Source organism: Streptomyces sp. NPDC056224 (assembly GCF_042267665.1).
GTDB lineage: Bacteria > Actinomycetota > Actinomycetes > Streptomycetales > Streptomycetaceae > Streptomyces.
Genome location: NZ_JBHJTK010000106.1, coordinates 1 through 1,798, shown reverse-complemented (window position 1 = coordinate 1,798; position 1,798 = coordinate 1). Strand labels below are relative to the sequence as shown.

The 1,798-nt window shown below is 68.7% G+C and carries 3 protein-coding genes; all 3 read right to left on the bottom strand.

The features are described 5' to 3' along the window. The coding region (locus tag ACFCZ1_RS38480; RefSeq protein WP_376682908.1) for an adenosylhomocysteinase at window positions 1–694 on the bottom strand (694 nt) is incomplete at its 3' end. Between the two features lie 6 nt (window positions 695–700). Beyond that, window positions 701–1,654 carry a methylenetetrahydrofolate reductase [NAD(P)H] gene (gene metF, locus ACFCZ1_RS38475; RefSeq protein WP_376682907.1) on the bottom strand — a complete coding sequence of 318 codons (954 nt, stop codon included), beginning with the start codon at window positions 1,652–1,654 and terminating at the stop codon, window positions 701–703. A gap of 27 nt (window positions 1,655–1,681) precedes the next feature. Continuing rightward, window positions 1,682–1,798, bottom strand: a 117-nt coding sequence (locus ACFCZ1_RS38470; RefSeq protein ID WP_158727364.1) for a vitamin B12 dependent-methionine synthase activation domain-containing protein, incomplete at its 5' end; no start/stop codon positions are given.

Genomic DNA, 1,798 nt, shown 5'->3' with positions numbered 1-1,798 from the left:
CGTCGATCAGGGAGTGGCGGCAGCCGTACTTGTTGTCGAACTTCGACTTGGTGACCGCGTCGTTCACGTTGATCGCCGGGAACAGCAGCGTGCCCGCCTGGTGCATCTCGTAGAGACGGTGGACACCCGTGGTGGTCTCCTCCGTCACGCCGCGGATCTCGGACGCCAGGGCCGTCCAGTCAAGGGTGGTCTTCCGGAGCAGGTCCAGGACCAGGGCCATCTCCTCGTTGTCCGCGGTGGACGGATCCGGAACGGCGCCCGCCTTCTGGTACTCGACGCCCTTGTGGACGAGGAGGGTGGCGTCACCGCCGTCGTCGAGGATCATGTTCGGGCCCGCGTGGCCCGGCCAGGTCAGCGCCTGCTCCGTGCACCACCAGTACTCCTCCAGCGTCTCGCCCTTCCAGGCGAAGACGGGGATTCCGGCGGCGGCGACGGCGGCCGCCGCGTGGTCCTGGGTGGAGTAGATGTTGCAGGACACCCAGCGGACCTCCGCCCCGAGCGCCACCAGCGTCTCGATCAGGACCGCCGTCTGCACGGTCATGTGCAGGGAACCGGTGATCCGGGCCCCGGCCAGGGGCTGCGAAGGGGCGTACTCCTTGCGTATCGACATCAGACCGGGCATCTCGTGCTCGGCGAGGGTGATCTCCTTGCGGCCGAAGTCCGCGAGCGAGAGGTCTGCGACCTTGAAGTCCATGGGGGTCTACTCCGTGATGGTGGTGGCTGAGTTCTGGCTGACGTTCAGGTTCTGATGGATCTCTAGAGTCGCGGTGGACTTGTTGAGGGTGATGTAGTGCAGGCCGGGTGCCCCTTCGGCGAGCAGCCGCTCGGACATGGCCGTCGCGTACTCGACCCCGATGCGGTGGCCGTCCGCCGGGTTGTCCTTCGCCGCTTCGAGCCTGCGTGCGAGTACGTCCGGGAAGCGGGCGTCGCTGAGCTCGGCGAAGCGCCGGATCTGGCGGAAATCGGTCGCCGGCATGATTTCGGGGATGACCGGTGTCAGGCAGCCCACGGAGGAGAGGCGGTCGCGCAGCCGGAGGTAGTCCTCGGCGTGGAAGAACATCTGCGTGATGGCGTAGTCGGCTCCCGCCTTGCACTTGCCGGCGAAGTGCCGGATGTCCTCGGCCCAGGACGACGAGCGGGGATGGCGCTCGGGGAAGGCGGCCACACCCACGGTGAAGTCCCCCAACTGGCGTATGAGGGTGACTAGTTCGTGGGCGTGGGTCAAGCCTTCGGGGTGGGCCGTCCACTCCCCCTTCGGGTCGCCCGGCGGATCGCCGCGCAGGGCGAGCACGTCCCGGATGCCCGCGTCGGCGTACTGGCCGATGATGTGCCGCAGCTCGGCGACGGAGTGCCCGACGGCGGTCAGATGGGCGACCGGGCGCAGGGTGGTCTCGGCGGCGATCCTCTTGGTGACCTCGACGGTCCGGTCGCGGGAGGAGCCGCCGGCGCCGTACGTGACGGACACGAAGGCGGGCGCGAACGGCTCGATCCGGCGGATCGCCGCCCACAGGGTCCGCTCCCCGGAGTCGGTCTTCGGGGGGAAGAACTCGAACGAGAAGGTCCGTCGGCCCTGGGCCAGCAGCTCACGGACGCCGGGCGTGGCGGGGGCGGACGTGCGGGGGCGTTCGGTGGTGACGGCCAGAGCAGCCGGCATGTCGGACTCCTTTCCGGCTCATGGGGCTCAGCGTGCGTTGAAGTACTTGGCTTCGGGGTGGTGGATCACGATGGCGTCGGTGGACTGTTCGGGGTGGAGCTGGAACTCCTCCGAGAGGTGGACGCCGATCCGCTCCGGCTGGAG